Here is an 18,646-nt window from a genome sequence, read left to right on the forward strand (position 1 = left end):
CTGGCACAAGCCGCGTTTGAAATTTTCGAAAACTGCCGCCAAAATGCGCCAGAACCATCTTAACGGATGCCAATGTCTGAGATCGCCCATCTCGCCGCTACCATTTTCAAGCGCGCCGGCAAGGCGCCGCGCTTCATTGTTGCCATTGCGGGTCCGCCCGGCGCCGGCAAGTCGACATTGTCGGCAGGCTTGCATGACCTGCTGCCGGAAGGCACGGCGGAAGTCGTGCCGATGGACGGGTTCCACTACGATGACGTCGTGCTCGAGCGGCGCGGCCTTCGCCAGCGAAAAGGTGCCCCGGAAACCTTTGATTTTGCCGGCTTCGAAGCGCTGCTGAAGCGCATCCGCGCTGGCGAGCCGGATATCGCCATCCCGGTGTTCGACCGCAGCATGGAGCTGTCGCGCGCTGCCGCTGCGATCATCGCCGCCGAGACCAAATTCATCCTGGTCGAAGGCAATTACCTGCTGCTCGACGAAGAGCCATGGACGCGGCTGGCGCCGCTGTTCGACTACTCTATCTTCGTCGACGTGCCGCGCGCCGAGCTCGAGCGCCGACTGCTCGAGCGATGGCACGAGCACGGCCGGTCCGACCAGGACGCGCGCGCCTGGATTGCTTCCAACGACATGCCGAACATCGACCGCGTGCTTGCCCGTCGGCGGCCCGCCGACCTGGTGGTCGGTGGACAGGCCTGATCTGGTAAGGACTGTTCGGCCGGAACCTTAACACTTTCAGGCCGTTATCCCGGACACGGCAATTGCATGAGGGAACGGTTAGATGGAAACCATGGCAAGAAAGCCTGCGCCCGCCAAGGGCAAGGTAACACGATCAAAAATCACTCGAGCGAAAACCAGCGCCGGCCCGGCAGGAGCGGCCCACTCCAAGGATGCGGCAAAGCCCAGCTTTGGCAAGGCGGCGCCGAAAAAGGTGATGCCTGCCGCGGCCAAAGCCGCTGCACCCAAGGCCAAAAGGTCGGCAAGCAGCAGAGGATCGATCGCAGGCAGCGCAATGCGCACCGTTAAGGCAACGGCCAATGTCGCCGCCGGTGCCGTGCTTGCGACCGCCAAAGGTGCGGCGTCGCTTGCCGCTTCCGTAGTCGGCAAGGGCGGCTCGAAACCCCGGACCAAGGCAAAATAGCCGGGGCAGTCAGGGTTCTGATCAGGCTCTGGCCGGAATGGTGAGGCCCCTCTGCACCGCCGGCCGGGCAAGGCCACGCTCCAGCCATGCGCCCACGCCCGGGAAATCGTCGAAACCGACGAGGTCCCGCGCCTCGTAAAAGCCGATCAGATTGCGCACCCATCCAAGCATCGAAATGTCGGCGATGGTGTAATCGTCGCCCATGATCCAGTTGCGGCCCTTGAGCCTCGTTTCGAGGACGCCGATCAGCCGCCGCGACTCGTCGCGATAACGCTCGAGCGGGCGCTTGTCGGCGATTTGGCGCCCGGCGAATTTGTGGAAGAAACCGACTTGGCCGAACATGGGCCCGATGGAAGCCATCTGGAAGAACACCCACTGGATCGTCTCGTAACGCAGCGTTGCGTCTGCCGGGACCAGCTTGCCGGTCTTGTCGCTGAAATAAAGCAGAATGGCGCCGGATTCGAACAGGCCGATCGGCTTGCCGCCCGGGCCGTCCGGATCGATCATCGCCGGGATCTTGCCGTTCGGGTTCAAAGACAGGAATTCCGGCGTCCAGCTCTCGTTCTTGCCGATGTCGACGGCATGCGGCTCGTAGGGCAGGCCAAGTTCCTCCAGCGCGATCGATATTTTCACCCCGTTCGGCGTCGGAAACGAATAAAGCTGGATGCGGTCGGGGTGGCTCGCCGGCCAGCGCCTGGCGATCGGAAACGCGGACAGATCGGTCATCGAAACTCCTGGTCGGGGACCGCGCCGAGCGGCATGGTCATGGCGGGTCGCAGTGAGTTAGGCGCGACGCCTGGCGCGATCAATATGCGCATGGAAAGTTTCACCGGCCCCGGTGAAAGGCCCGCAAAGGGTGTGGTCACACGGCCTTGACCGCCAGCACCGCATTGGTGCCGCCGAAGGCGAAGCTGTTGCTCATCGCGGTGCGCACCGCGCGCTCGCGTGCCACGTTCGGCGTGATGTCGAGATCGCAGTCGGTGTCGGCTTCCCGATAATTGGCGGTCGGCGGCACGATGCCTTCGCGGATCGCCATCACGCAGGCGATCATTTCCAGCGCGCCGGATGCGCCGAGGCAGTGGGCATGCATCGATTTGGTCGAGGAGACAGAAAGCTTGTAGGCATGGTCGCCGAACACGCGTTTGATCGCCGCCGTCTCGATCTGGTCGTTGGCCTTGGTGCCGGTGCCATGCGCGTTGAGATAGTCGACGTCCTCCGGATTGAGCCCGGCGTCGACGAGGCAGAAGCGCATCGCCGCCTCAGGCCCTTCGATAGTTGGCGCGACGATGTCGGAGGCGTCGGCGGAAAGGCCGACGCCGGCGATTTCGGCAAGAATAGCGGCGCCGCGCGCCATGGCATGCTCATACGTTTCCAGCACTACCATGCCGGCGCCTTCGCCGAGCACGAGCCCCTGGCGGTCGGCCGAAAACGGCCGGCAGGTGTCCGGCGACAATACCCGCAGGGCTTCCCAGCCCTTGAGGATGCCCCAGACCAGTGGCGCATCGGTGCCGCCGGCGACCATGACGTCGGCCCGGCCGAGCCTGATCTGATCGACCGCGGAGGCAATGGCGTGGTTGGATGACGAGCAGGCAGAGGTGATGCCGAACACCGGTCCACGCAGACCAAGATTCATGCTGACATGGCCGGCGGCTGCGCCCGGCATTACTTTCGGTACGGTGAAGATGCCGGCGCGGTTCTTGCCTTCGAGCAGGATGGCGCGATAGTTCTCTTCGATTGCCTCCCAGCCGCAGACGCCGACGCCGACGATGGTGCCCATCCGGTAGGTGTTGGCCGCGTGCGGGTTCAATCCCGCCTGCTGTGCCGCCTCCCGCGCGGCGATCGTCGCCAGAAGGCTGAAGCGGTCCATCGACACGACCTGTTTGCGGTCGATGCCGTGCTCGGGAAGCGCCTTGATTTCGCAGCCGACCTTGACCTTCAGATCATGCAGCAGCGGATTGTCGATCGCGCCGATTGCCGAACGGCCGGCGCGCATCTCATTCCAGATTGCCGGTGCATTGGTGCCGAGGCCGCATAACCCGCCGATGCCCGTGATGACGATCCGCTTGTGCATTCAGTCAGGCTTTTTTCGCGATCAGCGCGCGAACCGCCTCGACCATGTCGCCGACATTCTTCAGATTGCTCCAGGCATCGACCGTGTTCATCTCGATTTCGATGCCATACTCTTCCTCGAGATCGAAGATGATCTCCGTCAGTTCCAGCGAATGGATGCCAAGCGCGGTCAGTTCGGTACCGGTGGTGATTTCCTCGCCGCCCGGCTCGGCATGAGCCTTGATCTTGGCGATGATATCGTTTGCCAGCTGGTCAGCCATTCGGTTTCTTCCCCAACTCTGTCGTTTCCCGACGCCAACTGATCAGCGCCCCTTTTGTGCTCGATTACGTCGTCATCGTCGCCTTTTACCCCCGCCAGGCGCCGGTGACCGTACCAAGGTGGCTCCCTCTATAGAAACCGAAACGCTGTCAAGCAACAAGCTATATATCGACAAAGCCGCCGCAGTGCTTAACGTTGGTGTCGTGGACACGATCGCATATAGCTTGACCTCAGTGCCGCCGGCCCAGCGCGTTGCCGGCGTTGCACGGCTTGGCTGCGACTGGAACGGAGGCCGCACGCGTCTTCGGCGCCTGTACCAGGACGGCTCGGCCAAGATCCGCATGCCGGCAGTCTCGGCCGGTCCGCTCGAAGCCGTCCTGATCAACACTGCCGGCGGGCTGACCGGTGGCGACCGTCTCGCCTGGGAGGTCGATGTCGGTGCCGGCGCGTCCGCAACGATAACGACGCAGGCCTGCGAGAAAATCTACCGCGCCGCATCCGACCGCGCCGAAGTGCGGGTGCAGCTGAGCGCCGGCGAAGGCGGCCGCATTGCCTGGCTGCCGCAGGAAACCATCGTCTTCGACCGCTCGGCCTTTGCCCGCACGCTTGACGTGGAGCTTGCCGCCGGAGCCGATGCGCTGATCCTGGAAGCTACCGTCTTCGGCCGCCTGGCCATGGGTGAACGGGCTTCGCAAGGCCAATTCCATGACCGCTGGCGCGTCCGCCAGGACGGGGCGCTGATTCACGCCGAGGAGTTTCGCATCGGCCCCGACATTGCCGCCACCTTGAATCGTCCGGCGGTTGCCGGCGGCGGCATCGCGGTGGCGACGCTGCTGATGGTGTCGCCGCGGGCAGAAGCTTTGCTCGAGCCGGCCCGGGCCATGGTCGGCGGCCAGGGCGGCGTCAGTTTCTGGAGCGTGCGGAAATCTGGCAAGCTTCTTGCTCGGCTGTTCGCCGAGGACGGCTACCAGCTCCGCAAGCGGCTGGTGCCGCTTGTCGAATTGCTCAACGGACGGGCGGGCCTGCCCAAATTATGGTCACTCTGATTTCGATTGTGCCACTGCAGGAAAACGCATGAATCTGACGCCGAGGGAGAAAGACAAGCTGCTGATCGCCATGGCGGCGATCGTGGCCCGCAAGCGGCTCGAACGCGGCGTCAAGCTCAACCATCCGGAAGCGATCGCGCTGATAACCGATTTCGTCGTCGAGGGTGCCCGCGACGGCCGCGCCGTCGCCGAGCTGATGGAGGCCGGCGCCCACGTCGTCACCCGGGCCCAGGTGATGGAAGGCATTGCCGAAATGATCCACGATGTGCAGGTCGAGGCGACGTTTCCAGACGGCACCAAGCTGGTGACCGTGCACGAGCCGATCAGATAAAACCGCCAAGGAGAGGAAAATGCTTCAGCTGCGTCCGAACTGCGAATGCTGCGACAAGGATCTGCCGCCCGATGCGACGGACGCGGTGATCTGCACCTTCGAATGCACCTTCTGCGCCGACTGCGCACAAAACGTGCTCGGCGGCGCCTGCCCGAATTGCGGCGGCAACTTCTCGGCCCGCCCGATCCGTCCGGCAGCGCTGCTGACGAAATATCCGGCCTCGACCAAGCGCGTCCTCAAGGCAGAAGGCTGCGGTCCGGCCCGCAAGGCGGCGTGAGAGGCATGATGATCTCGAAGATGGAAGCTACGCCGATGATCCCCGCTACGATGAAATGCACGACGCTGTCGGCGGCCCTGCTGCTGGCGGCAGCTATGCCGGCCTATGCCCATGTCGGCGTCGGCACGGTTTCGTCCTTCACCGCCGGCTTCTCCCACCCGCTCTCCGGCCTCGATCATATGACGGTGATGATTGTCGTCGGCCTATGGGCGGCGCTCAGGGGCGGCAAGGCGATCTGGGCATGGCCGCTGGCTTTCGTCGGCGTCATGCTGGCCGGCGGCGCGCTTGGCATGCTGCATGTGCCGATGCCTTTCGTCGAGCCGGCCATATTGGCGTCCGTCGTGGCACTCGGGCTGCTGGTTGCGCTCGCCGTCGATCTTCCCGTCTCGGCCGGCGTCGCCGTCATCGGCCTGTTTGCGCTGTTCCATGGCTACGCCCACGGCACCGAGGTGCCTGAAAATGCCGCTGGGCTTGGCTATACCGCAGGCTTTGCCGTTGCCACCGCGTTGCTCCATGCCGTCGGCATCACGGCTGGTCTCGGCCTCGGCTGGCGCTTCAGTGGGCTTGCCCGCGCCGCTGGCGCCGCCTGTGCCGCGATTGGCGCCGGCCTCGCCTTCGGCATCCTGTGAGGCAGTGATGATCCCCGGCGAAATCATCACGGCAAGCGGCGAGATCGAACTGAACAAGGGACTGCCGACGGTCACCATGAAGGTGGCCAACAGCGGCGACCGGCCGATCCAGGTCGGCAGCCACTATCATTTCTTCGAGACCAATGAAGGGCTGAGATTCGATCGCGACAAGGCGCGGGGCATGCGCCTCGACATCGCCGCCGGCACCGCGATGCGCTTCGAGCCCGGCCAGGAGCGCGATGTTACGCTAGTGCCGTTCGGCGGCAAGCGCGAGGTCTACGGATTTCAGCAGAAGATCATGGGCAAGCTGTGAGATCGAAGGCGTCGAGCAGTTTCGGCTCAGCCGGGCGGCTTGGCCGCCGCATAGATGACGACCTTTCCCGAATCGTCGAATTCAACCGCCAGAACGTCCTCGGTCTGCACTCGCCGCGAGTCGATAGCGTTGAACAGCAATGCGTTCGCCTCGATCTCCTTGCGCAGCTCGGCAATGTCGTCCCGATGTTGCCTGACCTTGCTTTCGATCGCCGGCGGCGGGCCGCCTTCGGTGCGCGCGGCGTCGGTAAGAAACACGATATCGACTTTGTCGAGCTTGGATGTCTTTCGCACGGCAGCGATGTTCTCACGCGTGCGGTCGATCGCCGAGCTGACCTTGCCGGCTTCCGCATTTGTCTTGGTCTCCTCCTGGCCGACCTCCGAGCCGACGATCCGGTTGACGGTCTCGGCGCTGTCGAGGCTCTGCGCGTTCAGCGCGGCGTGCGGAATGCTGGCGGCCAGAAACGCGGTCGCGGCAATGCCATGCAGCCATCTGGTGTCGGAGAAGGTGGTGATCGCCATCGCTCGTTCTCAGGGTCCTTTTCGAGGCTTGTGTCAGGGCGACAGGACCGAAACGAAACGTCCCCCGTGAAGGTTCCCTTTGCGAGGCGGCGGGCTGACCGGGCGCCGGCCCGCCGCCTTGTCTCGTCAGCTCGCTTTCTTGGTGATCAGCGTCAGCGCGCCATTGGTGCTCATGCTGGCGGCGATCACCTGCGCCGAGGTGAGCCCCTTGGCTTCGAGTGCGGACTTGACCTGCGGTGTCGCGTCGATCGAGCCGCGCAGTTTCTGCAGATCGGCGTCGCTGCGCTTGGCGATCACCTCGTTGACCTTGGCTTGAGTGTCCGCCGGCAGATCCTTGATGTCGACGACGTTGATCGCCTGGATGGTGGGCGCCTGTGGCTGCGCTCCGGGCGCGGCAGGAGCAGGCGCGGCCGGCGCCGGACTGGGCTGCTGCGCAGGCTGTTGCTGGGCGCTGGCGGCGGTTGCGAGCACCAGCGTGGCGGCGGCTGCCAGAAGGGTCGTTTTGCGCATGGATGTTCCTTTCCATCGATTGGCAAATGGTCGTTTTGGGGTGACCCGGCCACCTCAAACGCCAAATGGGATCGGAAAGTGTCGCTCAGCGGGTCATTGCGTGATCATAGGATGGCAGCAATGTGGGGCCCGCCTTCGACAAGCGGTATTTTCGGGCTGTATTTCGGGAGCAATTGCTGATGGCTAAAATCACCCGCGCCGCCTATGCGCAGATGTACGGCCCGACCGTTGGCGACAAAGTCCGGCTCGCCGACACCGAGCTGTTCATCGAGGTCGAAAAGGATCTCACCGTTCACGGCGAGGAGGTGAAATTCGGCGGCGGCAAGGTCATCCGCGACGGCATGGGCCAGAGCCAGGTTTCACGCGCGCAAGGCGCGGTCGACACCGTCATCACCAATGCGCTGGTCGTCGATGCCACCGCCGGTATCGTCAAGGCCGACATCGGCTTGAAGGACGGCCGCATCGTCGCGATCGGCAAGGCCGGCAATCCGGATACCCAAGGCGGCGTCACCATCATCATCGGTCCCGGCACCGAGATCATCGCCGGCGAAGGCAAGATCCTGACCGCCGGCGGCTTCGACGCGCATATCCACTTCATCTGCCCGCAGCAGATCGAGGAAGCGCTGATGTCGGGCATCACCACCATGCTCGGCGGCGGCACCGGCCCGGCGCACGGCACGCTGGCGACCACGTGCACGCCGGGGCCGTGGCATCTGGCGCGCATGATCCAGTCTTTCGACGCCTTCCCGATGAATATCGGGCTGTCGGGCAAGGGCAACGCGTCGCTACCTGCCGCGCTCGAGGAGATGGTGCTCGCCGGCGCCTGCTCGCTGAAGCTGCATGAGGACTGGGGCACGACACCGGCTGCAATCGACTGCTGCCTGTCGGTCGCCGACGATTACGACGTGCAGGTGATGATCCACACCGACACGCTGAACGAGTCCGGCTTCGTCGAAAACACGGTCGCGGCGATCAAGGGCCGCACCATCCATGCCTTCCACACCGAAGGCGCCGGCGGCGGCCACGCGCCTGACATCATCAAGGTCTGCGGTCTGCCCAACGTCATTCCGTCCTCGACCAATCCGACGCGTCCCTACACGGTCAACACGCTGGCCGAGCACCTCGACATGCTGATGGTCTGTCACCATCTGTCGCCGTCGATCCCCGAAGACATCGCCTTTGCCGAAAGCCGCATCCGCAAGGAAACCATCGCCGCCGAAGACATTCTTCACGACATCGGCGCCTTCTCGATCATCTCGTCGGACAGCCAGGCCATGGGCCGCGTCGGCGAAGTGGCGATCCGCACCTGGCAGACCGCCGACAAGATGAAGCGCCAGCGTGGTTCGCTGCCGCAGGAGACCGGCGACAACGACAATTTCCGCGTCCGCCGCTACATCGCCAAATACACCATCAATCCGGCCATCGCGCATGGCCTGTCGAAGGACATCGGCTCGGTGGCGGTCGGAAAACGCGCCGACCTTGTGCTGTGGAACCCGGCCTTCTTCGGCGTCAAGCCGGACATGGTGCTGATCGGCGGCATGATCGCCGCCGCCCCGATGGGCGATCCCAACGCCTCGATCCCGACGCCGCAGCCGATGCACTATCGGCCGATGTTCGGCGCCTACGGCAAGGCGATGACCAATTCGTCGGTGACCTTCGTTTCGAAGGCCGCGCTCGACGCCGGCCTGCGCGGCAGGCTCGGCGTCGACAAGCAGATGGTGGCCGTCGAGAACACCCGCGGCGGCATCGGCAAGCATTCGATGGTGCTCAACGACGCCACGCCGCATGTCGAGGTCGACCCGGAGACCTATGAGGTCCGCGCCGACGGCGAACTCTTGACCTGCGAGCCAGCAACCGTGCTGCCGATGGCGCAACGCTACTTCCTGTTCTGAACCATAGGCGTTAGAACGACCGATGTAGAACATGCCGCGCCAGGCCTATGGACCAGCAACTCCCCTACGCCCACGACATTTTCCCGCATATCCGCATCGTCCTGGGCATGGTGATCGGCCTTGGCGTCACCCGGCTTTTGTCGGGGCTTGCCCGTATCGTCCAGCATCCCAGCCAGTACCGGCTCTATCCCGTGCATCTCGCCTGGGTTGCGTCGGTGCTTTTGATGCTGGTGCATTTCTGGTGGTGGGAGTTCGGCCTCTTCCAGATCGAGAATTGGACCTTCGGCAAATACCTGTTCATCATCTTCTACGCCGTCACGCTGTTCCTGCTCTGCGCGCTGCTGTTTCCGGACTCGATGCTGGACTACACCAGCTATGAGGATTTCTTTTATTCGCGCCGGGCCTGGTTCTTCGGCCTGCTGGCGGCGACCTATCTGCTCGACGTGGTCGACACGCTGCTGAAAGGGCCGGCGCATTTCGCCCATTTCGGCGTCGAATATCTGATCCGCACGCCGGTTTTCGTCGCGCTTTGCGTCATTGCGGTCCTGCTGCGCGACCGCCGCTTTCACATCGCCTTTGTCGCCGGCGCGCTCGTCTATCAGGTATCGTTTATCATGCGGCTCTTCGACACGATTGTTTGAGCGCCATTGGGGCGGCGGACGCGATAGGCTAGGCTTTTGGGAGAGGCAGTTTTTACATGAAGCTCGATATTCGCACCGACTTCACCAAATTCCCGCGCGCAGTCGCCGTCCTGGCCGCAGGCGAAGCCGGAACCACCACGCCATACGACCGGGCGGTGCTTGCCCATGACGAGCGGCATCTGCGCCGTCGTGCCATCGAAACGGCCGGTAGCGACAAGGTGCTGGTCGACCTGCCCGAACCGGTGACGTTGAACCATGGTGACCGGCTGGTGCTGGAGGATGGCCGCCACATCGAGATCATCGCGGCCGAAGAGCCGCTCTACGATATCAGGGGCAGCGACCCGATCCATCTCGCCGAGCTCGCCTGGCACATCGGCAACCGCCATCTCGCCGCCGCCATCGAGGCTAACCGCATCCTCATCCTGCGCGACCATGTCATTAAGACGATGCTGGAGGGATTGGGCGCCATTGTGAGCGACGTCTCCGAACCGTTCAAGCCGGTGCGCGGCGCCTATTCCGCGCATGGCGGGCACGGCCATGCCCATGCCGAGGCACATGCGCACAGCCACGCCGAAGCGCATTCCCATAGCCATAGCGATTCTCATTCCCACAGCCATTCGCACGACCATGACCATGACTGACCGGCCTTCCAGCGTTGCCCAGCCTTCCAATATTGCTTTGTTGCGGCTGATGGCGTGGCTGTCGCCTTCCTTCCCGGTCGGCGGCTTTTCCTACAGCCATGGCCTGGAACAAGCCGTGCATGCCGGGCTGGTTGCCGACAGCAAAGATCTCGCCGCGTGGCTGGAAACGCTCGTCGAGATGGGTTCGGGCTGGAATGATGCGGTGCTGTTTGCACAAAGCTGGCGCAGGGCGCGCGAAACCGGCGATCTCGATGAAATCGTCGCCCTTGCCGAAGCTCTGGCAGGCTCGCGCGAGCGTCATACCGAGACGATGCTGCAGGGCGCCGCTTTCCTGAAAGCAGCCTCCGCCTGGCCGTGCCAGGTGCTGGATCGCCTGCCGACCGAATGTGCCTATTGCGTTGCCGTCGGCGCTGTTGCCGGCGATCACGGCATTTCGCTGCGGGACGCCCTGGCCGCCTTCCTGCAGGCCTTCTTCTCCAACCTTGTTCAGGCCGCGATCCGGCTCGGCGCCGTCGGCCAGACCGGCGCCACCGCGCTGCTAGCCGGCTTCGAGCCGCTTGCCCTGGCTACGTCCGACCGCGCTGCCGGCTCGACCCTCGATGATCTCGGCGGCTGCGCTTTTATCTCCGACATCACGGCGATGAAGCACGAGGCCCAGTATTCGCGGCTGTTCCGCTCATGATCGTCCTCGCTTTCGCCGTCTCGCTCGTCCTGCTGCTGATCACAGCACTGCATGTCTATTGGGGCATTGGCGGCATCTGGCCGGGCAGGGACGCCGCCTCCTGCGCTCGTGCGGTCATCGGCTTTCATGGCGTCGACGAGATGCCGGCACCCTTCGCCAGCTTCGCCGTTGCCGCCTGCCTTGGCCTGGCGACACTGTGGCCGATGGCGCTCGAGGGCATCTTTGCCACGCCGTTTCCCAAGGCCGGGCTTGCCGCCACGTCGCTGCTCATCGCGCTGGTTTTCCTGGCGCGCGGCATTGCCGGCTTCACGCCCTGGTGGCGCCGGCTGACGCCCGAACAGCCTTTCGCGCGGCTCGATCTGCGTTATTATTCGCCGCTGTGCCTGCTGATCGGGCTTGCCTTCGCCATTCTTGCCGTCACGGAGTTCCCCGCATGATATCGCCCAACGGTCCTCTTCGCATCGGCATTGGCGGCCCGGTCGGCTCGGGCAAGACGACGCTTACCGAAAAGCTCTGCAAGGCACTGCGTGACGAGTTTTCGATCGCCGTCGTCACCAACGACATCTACACCAAGGAAGACGCCATGATGCTGGCCAGGTTGCAGGCCCTGCCCGAGGATCGCATCGTCGGCGTCGAGACCGGCGGCTGTCCGCACACCGCCATCCGCGAGGACGCCTCGATCAATCTGCAGGCGATCGCCGAGATGACCAGAAAATTCCCCGATCTCGACATCGTCTTCATCGAATCGGGCGGCGACAATCTCGCCGCCACCTTCTCGCCGGATCTTGCCGACCTGACGCTCTATGTCATCTCGGTTTGCCAGGGCGAGGAGATCCCGAGGAAGGGCGGACCGGCGATCACCCGGTCCGATTTCCTGGTCATCAACAAGAGCGACCTTGCGCCCTATGTGAACGTCAATCTCGACATCATGGAACGCGACGCTGCCCGCATGCGCGGCAAGCGGCCGTTCGGCTTCACCGACCTGTCGCGCGGCAAGGGGCTGCAGGAGGTGATCGATTTCATCGTCGGGCATGGCGGGCTTCGGGTCGGCGCGGCCACCAGCACGGCGGCATAACGGCGCTCGCCTGTACCAAACGAAACCGGTTGCGCGTGTTCCAGCCGCGCGGCATCCTTGCTTCTTTCACGGAGGTTTACGATGAGCATCACGCGCCTGCAGAAGGAAGTGCTGACCAACCTGCCGTTCTATGAGGAGCGCGTCGATCTGGCTTGCGCCTTCCGCTGGACGGCGCGGCTCAACATGCACGAGGCGGTGGCCAACCATTTCTCACTGGCCGTCAGCGACGATGGTTCGCAATTCCTGATGAATCCCAACCAGGTGCATTTCTCGCGCATCAAGGCGAGCGATCTGCTTCTGATCGACGCCAACGATCCCGGCACGCTCTCCGGCCCGAATGCGCCCGATCCGACGGCGTGGGGCCTGCATGGTGCCATTCATCGCAACGTGCGTCATGCGCGCTGCGTCATGCATGTCCACTCGATCCACGCCACCGTGCTTGCCTCGCTCGCCGACTCGACGCTTCCGCCGGTCGACCAGAACTCGGCAATCTTCTTCAACCGCCATGTCGTCGACGCTCATTATGGCGGGCTGGCCTTCGAGGAAGAGGGCGAGCGCTGCTCGCAGCTTCTTGTCGACCCGAAGGTCAAGGTGATGGTGATGGGCAACCATGGCGTGCTGGTCATCGGCGACAGCGTCGCCGACACCTTCAACCGCATGTTCTATTTCGAGCGCGCCGCCGAAACCTATGTCAAGGCGCTGTGGACCGGCCGGCCGCTGCGGGTACTGTCGGACGAGATCGCCGAGAAAGCGGCAAGGGAACAGGAAGACTATCCCGGCCAGGCCGAACGCCACCTCTCCGAACTGAAGGCGATCCTCGACGAGCAGGAACCCGCCTACCGGACTTGAGCGCGGTCCCGCCGGGCCTGGCTTAAAGCCCTAGTTCGGCTCGCAATTCATCGGCGCTGTTGATGACAATCGCCCCCGGCGGCCCCTCCATAGGCACCTCTGGCCAGAAGATCGTCTTCATTCCCGCTGCCAGCCCCGCCGTGGCGCCGGTCACGCTGTCGTCGACCGCCACGGCCTCGGTGGGATCGACGTCGGCCAGCCAGGCGGCGCGCAGGAAAGGTTCGGCATGCGGCTTGCCTTCACGCACGTCGTTGCGGCTGACCGTCTTCATGCCGGGATAGACGAGGCCGACGGCGCGCAGATTGGCATCGACGATCAGCCTGTCCGAGTTGGAGACCACCGCTTGCGGTACGCTAAGCGCGCGCAACTCGTGGAAGATCTCGATCGCGCCTCTGCGCGGCGTCAGCGTTTGGGCCATCGGCAGATAGTAATCGTATTTGCGCACGATCCAGTCGTCGAAAGGCAGGTCGAGGCCGAACTCGTCGCGTAGCATTTCGTAGACTGGCCATGCGGCGATGCCGAGCACGCGCTCATGCAGGTCGGCCGGCGGTACGATGCCGACACTGTGCAGCGCCGCGATCAGCGCCGCTTCGTGCAGCGGCTCGCTGTCGACCAGCGTGCCGTCCATATCCCAGAAAACCGCTTTCGGCGTCATGCAAGGCTCCATTCTCAAAAATCCCTTAAAGCGTTTGGCGCGGGAGATAAACCGCGGCGTCCCCGTCTATGCATGTCGCGCAAAAGTGTGCAGCGGTTTTGCGATACGGACATGCATAGAAAGCAAGAATCTAAGGCGCATCGCATAAGGCCGATTGAACGCGACGCGCTTTGGACCGAGATTGTGCGACCTCGACAGCCTTGCTGTTGCAACGAGACTGGGTCGACCCGCCACTTCGCTCCAAACACCCAAGTCTCAGCCCTAAGCAATTGCTCTTGCAATAGGCAATTGCGCGCAAGTTCATTCCCTGCGAAACTACGGCGCTCCGCCTCTTTTGCCCGGCGGGGTTGGGAGGCAGGAACTTGAATTCGCGGCAGGATAGCGGCGGCAACAGGCTGGACGATGCGGCGCGCGCCGGCTGGCTCTATTACGTTGCCGGCAACACCCAGGACCAGATCGCCGCCACGCTTGGCATCTCCCGCCAGACGGCGCAGCGGCTGGTGTCGCTCGCAGTCTCCGAAGGATTGATCAAGGTGCGCGTCGACCATCCGATCGCCAATTGCCTCGACCTTGCGGCACGGCTGAAATCGCGCTTTGCGCTTGATCTGGTCGAGGTGGTGCCCAGCGACCCTTCTTCTTCCTCCACCGTCATCGGCGTCGCCGAGGCGGCGGCGGCCGAGATCGAACGGCGGCTGCGGTCGTCGACGCCGATCGTCATGGCGATCGGCACCGGCCGTACGCTGAAGGCCGCGATCGAGCAACTGCCGCCGATGGAATGCCCGCAGCACAAAGTGGTGTCGCTGACCGGCAACATCTCGCCGGACGGCTCGGCCGCCTTCTACAACGTCATCTTCACCATGGCCGACAGGGTCAAGGCGCGCTCGTTTCCGATGCCTTTGCCGGTCATCGCCTCCTCGCCGGAGGAGCGCGAGATGCTGCTGAGCCAGCCGATGATCCAGCCGACGCTGGCGCTTGCGGCTGAGGCCGACGTCACCTTTGTCGGCATAGGCGATCTCGGTCCGAAGGCGCCGCTTTACGAGGACGGCTTCATTTCGGAGGGTGAATTAAAGGCGTTGCAGAAGGCCGGCGGCGTCGCCGAGATCGTCGGCTGGGTGTTCGATCGTGACGGCCGCATGATCGAGGGTATTACCAATGATCGGGTGTCGTCGGCACCGCTGCCGTCGCGCGAAAAGTCGCTGGTGATCGCGCTTGCCATGGGCGACCGCAAGCTGCCGGGCATCTTCGCCGCCGTCAACCGGCGGCTGGTCAACGGCCTGATCACCGATGAGCGGACCGCCGCCGCCTTGCTAGCGGGCGCATGATCTCCGAGCCGCTGGCGGTCGGAAACGATCATGTGAAATCGAAACGTATCTGAATCCCCGATAAACGAGCGTCACTACTGGTGCCGGCCGCATGGATCGTTGCCGTCGAGAAAGCCCATGTCGCGCTGCAGATGCGGCGGCAGCTCCCGGACGTCGAGATAAGCCCGTTTCCGCGCCGCGTGCCTTGCCAATCCCCGCGCCAACCGTGAAAACCAGCCATGGGCTGGAGCAAGAAGCAGCTTTTCCTGTATTGTGGTCATGATCGTCTGCCTTCGCTATCTCTAGGCGTAATTGATCTTCAATACGGAATATCGGTAGGCCCGGCCGGTGCCGCCAATCAAACGTCGATCACTGCCCATAAGGAGGGCTTATGCCGGAGCTCAATTCACGACAGCTGGTTTCGCAGCTTCCTCCGCTTCAGGCGATCCGGGTATTCGAAGCGGTGGCGCGGCATCTCTCGTTCACCAAGGCCGCCCAGGAGCTTGGCATGACGCAGGCGGCGGCAAGCTATCAGATCAAGCTTCTGGAGGAGCGCATCGGTGCGCCCCTGTTCTTGCGCCAGCCAAAACACATCGTGCTGACCGAACCCGGCCAACGCCTGGCGCCCGCGGTCAGCGAAGCATTCGCGCTGTTGAGCGGCGCCTATGCCGCCGCGCGCACCGGCGCCGACGGCGTGCTTTGCGTTTCGACGCTGCTGACCTTTGCCTCCAATTGGCTGGCCCAGCATCTCGGTTCGTTCCAGGTCGCGCATCCGTCGCTGGCGGTGCGCGTCGATACTTCGAACAGGGTTGTCGACTTTGCCAGAGAGGATATCGACATCGCCATCCGCTCCGGCGCCGGCAACTGGCCGGGCGTCGAGACCCATATGCTTTTCAGGGCCGATTTCACGCCGGTCCTTAGTCCAAAGCTCGCGGCAAGCATCGGCGGCGTCAAGGAGCCGGCCGACCTGCTGCGGCTGCCGATCCTCGACCCGGGCGACATCTGGTGGCGGGACTGGTTTGCCGCCGCCGGCCTGCCGGTCGAGGAACTGGCCAAGCGCCCCGGCACCAGCATGGGCGCGCAGGCCTATGAGGCCAATGCCGCGATTGCCGGCCACGGCGTGGCGATCGTCACCAAGGCGCTGTTCAAGGCCGAACTTGCCGACGGCCGCCTGATCCAGCCCTTTGATCTGGTCGGTGACGACGGCCACGCCTATTGGCTGGTCTATCCGACGGCGCGGCGCAACGTGCCGAAGATCCGCGCCTTCCGCGATTGGATCCTGAGCGAGATCGCTTGCCAATAGGCTGAATCCCAGCAAGCCCGACAGCAAAGCTCCGGGCCAATCAGCCCGGCTGAAATCTTTCGTCAGACATGCCGCAAACGTCCCAGCTTGTCGCCGCACGAGACCCGGCGTGCTGCGCTGCAGCAACGAATCCGTCTTGACAGAATTCATCGCAGGTGAGTAATTGCCCACAGCCAAGGCAAATGCTCATCTTGGTTTATGGGAGGAATTTTGATGAAACTTCGCACGTTCACCCTAGGCCTGTTCTCGGCCAGCGCCCTCGCTTTCGCCGCGCATGCCGAATCCATCACCATCGCCACGGTCAACAATGGCGACATGGTCCGCATGCAGAAGCTGACCGACGACTTCACCGCCAAAAATCCCGACATTCAGCTACAGTGGGTCACGCTCGAGGAAAACGTCCTGCGCGAGCGCGTCACCACCGACATCGCCACCAAGGGTGGCCAGTACGACGTGATGACCATCGGCACCTATGAGGTGCCGATCTGGGCCAAGCAGAACTGGCTTTTGCCGCTCGACAAGCTCGGCGACGATTATGACGTCAAGGACATCATCCCGGCCATAGCCGGCGGCCTGTCGGTCGACGGCAAGCTCTACGCAGCGCCGTTTTATGGCGAAAGCTCCTTCGTCATGTACCGCAAGGACCTGATGGACAAGGCCGGGCTCAAGATGCCCGATGCACCGACCTGGGACTTCATCAAGCAGGCCGCCGACAAGATGACCGACCGCGCCAACGGCGTGAACGGCGTCTGCCTGCGCGGCAAGGCCGGCTGGGGCGAGAACATGGCCTTCCTGACCGCCATGTCGAACTCCTTCGGCGCGCGCTGGTTCGACGAGAACTGGAAGCCGCAATTCGACCAGCCCGAATGGAAGAACACGCTGCAGTTCTATGTCGACCTGATGAAGGCCGACGGCCCCGAGGGCGCGTCGTCCAACGGCTTCAACGAAAACCTGGCGCTGTTCCAGCAGGGCAAATGCGGCATGTGGATCGACGCTACCGTCGCTGCGTCCTTCGTCTCCGACCCGAAGAACTCGACCGTCGCCGACAAGGTCGGCTATGCGCTGGCGCCGGACAATGGCCTCGGCAAGCGCGGCAATTGGCTGTGGGCCTGGTCGCTGGCCATCCCCGCCGGCACCCAGAAGGCCGACGCCGCTCAAAAGTTCGTTTCCTGGGCGACTTCGAAGCACTATCTCGAACTGGTCGCTTCAAAGGAAGGCTGGGCCAACGTTCCGCCCGGAACGCGCACCTCGCTCTACAACAACCCGGAGTACCAGAAGGCGGCGCCTTTCGCGAAAATGACGCTGGATTCCATCAACGCCGCCGATCCGACGCACCCGACCGTCAAGCCGGTGCCTTATGTCGGCGTCCAGTTCGTCGCCATTCCTGAGTTCCAGGGCCTTGGCACCACTGTCGGCCAGCTCTTCTCGGCGGCCCTTGCCGGCCAGACGAGCGTCGACGACGCCTTGAAGCAGGCACAGGACGCCGCCACCGCGACGATGACCGAGGGCGGGTACATCAAATAAGGCGCCTCCCGGTGCCGGTTGCCCATGGCAGCCGGCACGGGCCGCCCGAATCCCAGTTCGGGCGGCCAACTTTACGCCGCTGAAAAACTTGGCCGACCTCGAAGGGTGACCGTCATGGCTACTCAGCAGACCCGTTCGCTTGCCCGCTTCATGATGGCGCCATCCGTGGTGCTGCTGCTGGTTTGGATGATTGTGCCGCTGGCATTCACGCTGTGGTTCTCCTTCCAGCAGTACAACCCACTCAATCCGATGCGCGACGGCTTCGTCGGGTTTTCGAACTACGCGCTGTTCTATTCCAACCCGGCATTCCTGCAGTCGATCCTCAACACGCTCACCATCGTCGTCAGCGTGCTTTTGATCACGGTGATCGGCGGCATCCTGCTGGCCCTTCTGCTCGACCAGCCGATGTGGGGACAAGGCATCGTCCGCATCCTCGTCATCTCGCCGTTCTTCGTCATGCCGCCGGTGGCGGCACTTGTCTGGAAGAACATGATCATGCATCCGCAATACGGCGTCTTCGCCGATATTGCGCGCTTCTTCGGCGGGCAGCCGATCGACTGGTTCGGGCAGCACCCGCTCCTGGCGATCATCATCATCGTCGCCTGGCAGTGGCTGCCGTTTGCGACGCTGATCCTGTTGACCGCGCTCCAATCGCTCGACGGCGAGCAGAAGGAAGCCGCCGAAATGGACGGCGCCGGCTTCATCAGCCGCTTCATCTATTTGACGCTGCCGCATATGTCGCGCGCCATAACCGTCGTCATCCTGATCCAGACGATCTTCCTGCTGTCGGTCTATGCCGAGATCCTGGTCACCACCAATGGCGGCCCGGGTTATGCCTCCACCAACCTGCCCTTCCTCGTCTACCAGAAGGCCTTGCTGGAGTTCAAAATCGGCCAGGCGTCCGCCGGCGGCATCATCGCAGTCATTCTCGCCAACATCGTCGCCTTCTTCGCCATGCGCGCCGTCGGCAAGAACCTGGACAAATAAGGGAG

26 protein-coding genes are annotated in these 18,646 nt (G+C 63.6%); 18 read left to right on the forward strand and 8 right to left on the reverse strand.

Going from position 1 to position 18,646, the window contains the following annotated elements; genetic code table 11:
* Positions 1 to 72 precede the first annotated feature (72 nt).
* Positions 73 to 693 carry a nucleoside triphosphate hydrolase gene (locus NKJ17_RS00590; protein WP_254815818.1) on the forward strand — a complete coding sequence of 207 codons (621 nt, stop codon included), beginning with the start codon at positions 73 to 75 and terminating at the stop codon, positions 691 to 693.
* Positions 694 to 771: 78 nt separating this feature from the next.
* Here NKJ17_RS00590 and NKJ17_RS00595 read toward each other — a convergent pair whose 3' ends face one another.
* Positions 772 to 1,014: a hypothetical protein gene (locus NKJ17_RS00595; RefSeq protein ID WP_352686329.1), complete on the reverse strand. Its 243-nt coding sequence runs from the start codon at positions 1,012 to 1,014 to the stop codon at positions 772 to 774.
* Here NKJ17_RS00595 and NKJ17_RS00600 point away from each other — a divergent pair.
* Positions 1,007 to 1,135, forward strand: coding sequence for a hypothetical protein (locus NKJ17_RS00600; RefSeq protein ID WP_302893450.1), 129 nt, complete (start codon positions 1,007 to 1,009; stop codon positions 1,133 to 1,135). The two genes, NKJ17_RS00595 and NKJ17_RS00600, sit on opposite strands and share 8 nt — an antisense overlap.
* A 21-nt stretch (positions 1,136 to 1,156) precedes the next feature.
* Here NKJ17_RS00600 and NKJ17_RS00605 read toward each other — a convergent pair whose 3' ends face one another.
* The 3 genes from NKJ17_RS00605 to NKJ17_RS00615 form a co-directional block, all read right to left on the reverse strand.
* Positions 1,157 to 1,861 carry a glutathione S-transferase family protein gene (locus tag NKJ17_RS00605; protein WP_352686332.1) on the reverse strand — a complete coding sequence of 235 codons (705 nt, stop codon included), beginning with the start codon at positions 1,859 to 1,861 and terminating at the stop codon, positions 1,157 to 1,159.
* 136 nt (positions 1,862 to 1,997) lie between these two features.
* Entirely contained in the window at positions 1,998 to 3,206 is a 1,209-nt protein-coding gene (locus NKJ17_RS00610; RefSeq protein WP_254815821.1) for a beta-ketoacyl-[acyl-carrier-protein] synthase family protein, read from the reverse strand.
* A gap of 4 nt (positions 3,207 to 3,210) precedes the next feature.
* Positions 3,211 to 3,465, reverse strand: a complete 255-nt coding sequence (locus NKJ17_RS00615; protein WP_352509366.1) for an acyl carrier protein — start codon at positions 3,463 to 3,465, stop codon at positions 3,211 to 3,213.
* Between the two features lie 202 nt (positions 3,466 to 3,667).
* Here NKJ17_RS00615 and NKJ17_RS00620 point away from each other — a divergent pair, with 202 nt between their 5' ends.
* Genes NKJ17_RS00620 through NKJ17_RS00640 form a run of 5 tightly spaced genes read left to right on the forward strand, consistent with a single transcriptional unit; the run spans position 3,668 to position 6,060 of the window.
* Positions 3,668 to 4,510 (forward strand): urease accessory protein UreD, encoded by an 843-nt coding sequence (locus tag NKJ17_RS00620; RefSeq protein ID WP_502896244.1) that lies wholly within the window; start codon positions 3,668 to 3,670, stop codon positions 4,508 to 4,510.
* Between the two features lie 28 nt (positions 4,511 to 4,538).
* The gene (locus NKJ17_RS00625) at positions 4,539 to 4,841 is read left to right on the forward strand and encodes an urease subunit gamma (protein ID WP_023677011.1); all 303 of its coding nucleotides are present in this window, start codon (positions 4,539 to 4,541) and stop codon (positions 4,839 to 4,841) included.
* Between the two features lie 19 nt (positions 4,842 to 4,860).
* The gene (locus NKJ17_RS00630) at positions 4,861 to 5,118 is read left to right on the forward strand and encodes a DUF1272 domain-containing protein (RefSeq protein WP_254815822.1); all 258 of its coding nucleotides are present in this window, start codon (positions 4,861 to 4,863) and stop codon (positions 5,116 to 5,118) included.
* Between the two features lie 35 nt (positions 5,119 to 5,153).
* The gene (locus NKJ17_RS00635) at positions 5,154 to 5,747 is read left to right on the forward strand and encodes a HupE/UreJ family protein (protein ID WP_352477099.1); all 594 of its coding nucleotides are present in this window, start codon (positions 5,154 to 5,156) and stop codon (positions 5,745 to 5,747) included.
* 7 nt (positions 5,748 to 5,754) lie between these two features.
* On the forward strand, positions 5,755 to 6,060 hold the full coding sequence (locus tag NKJ17_RS00640) for an urease subunit beta (protein WP_352476983.1): 306 nt from the start codon (positions 5,755 to 5,757) through the stop codon (positions 6,058 to 6,060).
* A 26-nt stretch (positions 6,061 to 6,086) separates the two neighbouring features.
* Here the strand turns inward: NKJ17_RS00640 and NKJ17_RS00645 are convergent, their stop codons facing one another.
* Together NKJ17_RS00645 and NKJ17_RS00650 are read right to left on the reverse strand one after the other, a co-directional pair.
* Complete coding sequence (locus NKJ17_RS00645; RefSeq protein WP_352476984.1) at positions 6,087 to 6,581, reverse strand: hypothetical protein; 495 nt, start codon at positions 6,579 to 6,581, stop codon at positions 6,087 to 6,089.
* Between the two features lie 126 nt (positions 6,582 to 6,707).
* Entirely contained in the window at positions 6,708 to 7,091 is a 384-nt protein-coding gene (locus NKJ17_RS00650) for a hypothetical protein (RefSeq protein ID WP_023677006.1), read from the reverse strand.
* 179 nt (positions 7,092 to 7,270) lie between these two features.
* On the opposite strand from NKJ17_RS00650, the gene ureC reads away from it, so the two are divergent.
* The 7 genes from ureC to NKJ17_RS00685 all read left to right on the forward strand — a co-directional run bounded on the left by ureC (position 7,271) and on the right by NKJ17_RS00685 (position 12,871).
* Complete coding sequence (gene ureC, locus NKJ17_RS00655; protein ID WP_502906520.1) at positions 7,271 to 8,983, forward strand: urease subunit alpha; 1,713 nt, start codon at positions 7,271 to 7,273, stop codon at positions 8,981 to 8,983.
* A 47-nt stretch (positions 8,984 to 9,030) separates the two neighbouring features.
* Positions 9,031 to 9,624 (forward strand): hypothetical protein, encoded by a 594-nt coding sequence (locus tag NKJ17_RS00660; RefSeq protein WP_352686335.1) that lies wholly within the window; start codon positions 9,031 to 9,033, stop codon positions 9,622 to 9,624.
* A gap of 56 nt (positions 9,625 to 9,680) precedes the next feature.
* A complete protein-coding gene (locus tag NKJ17_RS00665; RefSeq protein WP_352686338.1) occupies positions 9,681 to 10,265 on the forward strand; it encodes an urease accessory protein UreE in 585 nt (194 codons plus the stop codon).
* A complete protein-coding gene (locus NKJ17_RS00670) occupies positions 10,258 to 10,947 on the forward strand; it encodes an urease accessory protein UreF (RefSeq protein ID WP_352686341.1) in 690 nt (229 codons plus the stop codon). The genes NKJ17_RS00665 and NKJ17_RS00670 overlap by 8 nt, the downstream gene beginning before the upstream one ends.
* Positions 10,944 to 11,384 carry a DUF3995 domain-containing protein gene (locus tag NKJ17_RS00675; protein ID WP_352476988.1) on the forward strand — a complete coding sequence of 147 codons (441 nt, stop codon included), beginning with the start codon at positions 10,944 to 10,946 and terminating at the stop codon, positions 11,382 to 11,384. The genes NKJ17_RS00670 and NKJ17_RS00675 overlap by 4 nt, the downstream gene beginning before the upstream one ends.
* The gene (ureG, locus tag NKJ17_RS00680) at positions 11,381 to 12,022 is read left to right on the forward strand and encodes an urease accessory protein UreG (protein WP_352686343.1); all 642 of its coding nucleotides are present in this window, start codon (positions 11,381 to 11,383) and stop codon (positions 12,020 to 12,022) included. Before NKJ17_RS00675 ends, ureG begins: the two co-directional genes overlap by 4 nt.
* 81 nt (positions 12,023 to 12,103) lie before the next feature.
* Positions 12,104 to 12,871: a class II aldolase and adducin N-terminal domain-containing protein gene (locus NKJ17_RS00685; protein ID WP_352686345.1), complete on the forward strand. Its 768-nt coding sequence runs from the start codon at positions 12,104 to 12,106 to the stop codon at positions 12,869 to 12,871.
* Between the two features lie 22 nt (positions 12,872 to 12,893).
* Here the strand turns inward: NKJ17_RS00685 and NKJ17_RS00690 are convergent, their stop codons facing one another.
* Positions 12,894 to 13,526 carry an HAD family hydrolase gene (locus NKJ17_RS00690; protein ID WP_352686347.1) on the reverse strand — a complete coding sequence of 211 codons (633 nt, stop codon included), beginning with the start codon at positions 13,524 to 13,526 and terminating at the stop codon, positions 12,894 to 12,896.
* Positions 13,527 to 13,888: 362 nt separating this feature from the next.
* On the opposite strand from NKJ17_RS00690, the gene NKJ17_RS00695 reads away from it, so the two are divergent.
* Entirely contained in the window at positions 13,889 to 14,848 is a 960-nt protein-coding gene (locus NKJ17_RS00695) for a sugar-binding transcriptional regulator (protein WP_352686350.1), read from the forward strand.
* A gap of 74 nt (positions 14,849 to 14,922) precedes the next feature.
* Here NKJ17_RS00695 and NKJ17_RS00700 read toward each other — a convergent pair whose 3' ends face one another.
* Positions 14,923 to 15,108 (reverse strand): hypothetical protein, encoded by a 186-nt coding sequence (locus NKJ17_RS00700; protein ID WP_254815832.1) that lies wholly within the window; start codon positions 15,106 to 15,108, stop codon positions 14,923 to 14,925.
* A 110-nt stretch (positions 15,109 to 15,218) separates the two neighbouring features.
* Between NKJ17_RS00700 and gcvA the strand changes: the two genes are divergently transcribed.
* From gcvA to NKJ17_RS00715, 3 genes are all read left to right on the forward strand, one after another.
* The gene (gene gcvA, locus NKJ17_RS00705; RefSeq protein ID WP_352686354.1) at positions 15,219 to 16,130 is read left to right on the forward strand and encodes a transcriptional regulator GcvA; all 912 of its coding nucleotides are present in this window, start codon (positions 15,219 to 15,221) and stop codon (positions 16,128 to 16,130) included.
* Between the two features lie 213 nt (positions 16,131 to 16,343).
* Entirely contained in the window at positions 16,344 to 17,654 is a 1,311-nt protein-coding gene (locus tag NKJ17_RS00710) for an ABC transporter substrate-binding protein (RefSeq protein ID WP_254815834.1), read from the forward strand.
* A 114-nt stretch (positions 17,655 to 17,768) separates the two neighbouring features.
* Positions 17,769 to 18,641: a carbohydrate ABC transporter permease gene (locus tag NKJ17_RS00715; RefSeq protein ID WP_031195183.1), complete on the forward strand. Its 873-nt coding sequence runs from the start codon at positions 17,769 to 17,771 to the stop codon at positions 18,639 to 18,641.
* The last annotated feature ends 5 nt before the right edge of the window (positions 18,642 to 18,646 follow it).

Source organism: Mesorhizobium sp. M0208 (genome assembly GCF_040322015.1).
Lineage (GTDB): Bacteria > Pseudomonadota > Alphaproteobacteria > Rhizobiales > Rhizobiaceae > Mesorhizobium.